Raw genomic sequence first — 3,190 nt, 5'->3', positions numbered from 1 at the left:
GCTCGTTCCTCGCCAATTTCGACAGCCGTCTCACCACGGTCGGACTGCCCGACCTGCGCGGCGCGTTCTCGCTCGGCTTCGACGAAGGCGCCTGGCTCTCCACCGCCGGTATCGGCTCGCAGATCTTCATCGCGCCCGCGGTGGCGTGGCTCGCGACGGTGTTCGGGCTCAGGCGCGTGCTCGGGATCCCCAGCCTCGTCTATGCCGCGGTCTCGCTGATCATCCCCTTCGTGCACGACTATCCGACGCTGCTCGGGCTCAGCGTCGTGCATGGCCTGCTGCTCGGCACCTTCGTGCCGGCGACGCTGATGATCGTGTTCCGCAACCTGCCGATCCGCTGGTGGCTGCCTGCGATCTCGATCTATTCGATCCGCGTCGGCTTTGCGTTGGACACCTCGAGCTCGCTGGTCGGCTTCTATGTCGACCATCTCGGCTGGCAATGGCTGTACTGGCAAGGTGTCGTGATCGCGCCGCTGATGGGCCTGATGGTCTATCTGGGGACGCCGAACGAGCCGGTGAACCGCGCGCTGCTGCGCGAGGCCGATTGGGGCGGCATGCTGCTGCTCGGCGCCTCGGTCTCGATGATCTATGCCGGGCTCGACCAGGGCAATCGCCTGGATTGGCTCGGCTCGGGTACGGTGATGGCACTGCTGGTCGGCGGCGGCGTGCTGTTCGTCGCTTTCCTCGTCAACGAGTCGCTGGTGCGACAGCCCTGGGCGCATGTGAACGTGCTGTTCTCGCGGAACATCGGCCTGTCGCTGGTGGTGATCCTGCTCTACACGCTGACCTCGCTCTCCAATTCGTCGCTGGTGCCGAACTTCCTCGGCAATATCGGACTGCTCCGGCCGGAGCAGAGCGGGCTGCTGCTGCTCGTCTACGGCGCGCTGCCGATGTTCGTGCTGGTGCCGATCTCGATCTGGCTGCTGCGCCATTTCGATGCGCGCGCGGTGACGGTGGTGGGATTCACCTGTTTCGCAGCCGCCAATCTCTGGGGCACCCAGCTCACCCATGACTGGGCGCGCGAGGATTTCATCGGCATCGTGCTGCTGCAGGCGATCGGTCAATCGACGACGCTGCTGCCGATCATCATCATGGCGCTCTCGAACTCCGATCCGAGCCGCGCCACGTCGTTCGCCGCCTATATCCAGATCATGCGGCTCGGCGGCGCCGAGATCGGCGTGGCGCTGATGGGGACCTGGCTGCGCGTCCGCGAGCAGGTCCATTCCTTCTATCTCGGTCAGAACCTCGGCGTCGGCGATGCCGACGTGGTACGGATTCTGAAGCAGCTCGCCGACCATTTCGCCGCCCATGGCACAGGATCGGCGCAGGCGCGCGCGGTGGGAACGCTCGCAAGCTTGGTCCAGCGCGAGGCCAATGTGCTCGCCTATATCGACGGCTTCTGGCTCTGCTTCTGGCTGGCGATGGCCGCGCTTGGCATCGTCGCGCTGATCACCCGCGCCCCGCCCGGCCCGTTCACGCCGGCGCCATTCGGCTTCGCCAGGATGCTGCTGCGCAAATGCGGGGTACCGGTGACGTAGTCACCGTCACCGCATCTGCCGCGCCGGCTCGATCAGCTCGGGGCGCGGGCCCGACAGCCGCTTGTGCATGTGGACCATGAAGGCCATGCCGAAGATCGGCGTCGCCAGGTTGACGATCGGGATCGAGACGAAGGCTGCGATGATCAGGCCGGCGGCGAAGATGGTGGCGGCATTGTCGCGCCGCATCGCCTTGGCTTCCTCCGGCGAGCGGAAGCGCATCGCAGCGAGCTCGAAATATTCGCGTCCCAGCAGCCAGGCCGTAGCGAGGAAGAAGATCAGGAAACCGGCGCCGGCCAGCAACACGAAGGGCAGCGCGATCAGATAGACCAGGATGGTCAGCAACGCGGTCTTGACGCCCTCGTAGATCGCCTGGCTGAAAGGCAGCGCCACGCCCGGCCGTTCGGCGGGATAGTGTTCGCGCTCGACATGGTCGGCGACGTCGTCGACGAACAGGCTCGCCACCACCGACGTGATCGCCGGCATCAGGAACACCGCCCCGAATACGACGCCCAGGCCCGCCGCGATCGAGACGATCCAGGCCAGGACCTCGAGCGACGTGTGCCAGCCGGGACCGAGCAGGCCCTCAAGCCAGACTTCGCCATAGGTCGCAAACCAGCTGAGCAGCCGCTGCAACCCGATCGCGAGCACGGTGATCAGCACGAGCGCAAGCCCGATCGATCGCCACAGGATCGAGCGCATCGGCGGCGAGATCATTTGCGACAGCGCCTTCACGGCGGCATCCAGCATGGGGAACCCTCTCACGAAACCACCCGCGAGAGGTAGACATGCCGGATCGCTTCGGCAAGTCCTCGCAATGACGGCCGAGCTACACCGCATCCAGCGGCTTGCCGCGCACGTTCGGACCGAACAGCGCCATCGCGATCTCTCCCGGCGCTCGCGTTAGCGTAACCGCAGATCGGCATTTTCGAGAGGTCGTCATGCCCGGGCTTGTCCCGGGCATCCACGTTCTTGGTGCGGTGTTGCAAGGCGTGGATGGCCGGGTCAAGCCCGGCCATGACGCCGGATGTATTGGTCGTGCCTCACCCCGCCAGCTCCGCCTGCCAGTCGCCGCTGCGCACCTGCTCGGCGATCAATGCGAGCATCAGGCGGCGCATCTCTTCCATGGCGTAGGTCATTGGGCGGTTGCGCAGGCGGCAAAGGTAGAGCGTGCGGGTCAGCTTCGGCGCGATCACCTTGCGTGCGATCAGCCGGCCGGCCGCGAGCTCCTCGCGCGCGAACAGCTTTGTCGCGATGGTGCAGCCGAGCCCTTCCACCAGCGCGCCGGTCATGCCGGTGATCGAATTGGCGTGCAGGATGGCGCCGCCTTCCAGCCGCTTGAGCAGGACCGGATCGTCCAGCAGCGCGCGCGAGGACAGGCCGAGACCGTAGCGAAGCAGGATCAGCGGCAAGCGGTTCAGCTCCTCGAAGCGGATCGGCGCCTTGCCCTTGCCGACCAGTTTCGGAATGCCGACCAGGAACATCTCCTCTTCGAGCACGGCCTCGGTGATCAGCTCCTTCTCCGACGGGGGATTGTAGACCAGCGCGAGGTCGACGTTGGAGACCATCAGGTGCATCAGCGTCGCGCCGGACAGGCTCTCCGTCAGCGACAATTTGAGCTTGGGGTATTTGGTCAGCACCGTGCGCATCAACGC

General features: G+C 65.8%; 3 protein-coding genes. 1 reads left to right on the top strand and 2 read right to left on the bottom strand.

What is annotated here, in order from left to right; all coding sequences use genetic code 11:
- On the top strand, positions 1-1,538 hold a 1,538-nt coding region (locus tag AC1D00_RS33355; RefSeq protein ID WP_477013591.1), incomplete at its 5' end, for an MFS transporter.
- 6 nt (positions 1,539-1,544) lie between these two features.
- Here AC1D00_RS33355 and AC1D00_RS33350 read toward each other — a convergent pair.
- Both AC1D00_RS33350 and AC1D00_RS33345 read right to left on the bottom strand, forming a co-directional pair.
- Entirely contained in the window at positions 1,545-2,285 is a 741-nt protein-coding gene (locus AC1D00_RS33350; protein ID WP_027543744.1) for a sulfate transporter family protein, read from the bottom strand.
- Between the two features lie 293 nt (positions 2,286-2,578).
- A partial coding sequence (locus AC1D00_RS33345; protein ID WP_477013590.1) for a LysR substrate-binding domain-containing protein occupies positions 2,579-3,190 on the bottom strand: 612 nt, incomplete at its 5' end.

It is taken from the genome of Bradyrhizobium sp. P2_E8 (assembly GCF_056403875.1).
The sequence above is the reverse complement of the archived record's forward strand: the minus strand, read 5'-3'. Positions and strand labels throughout refer to the sequence as shown.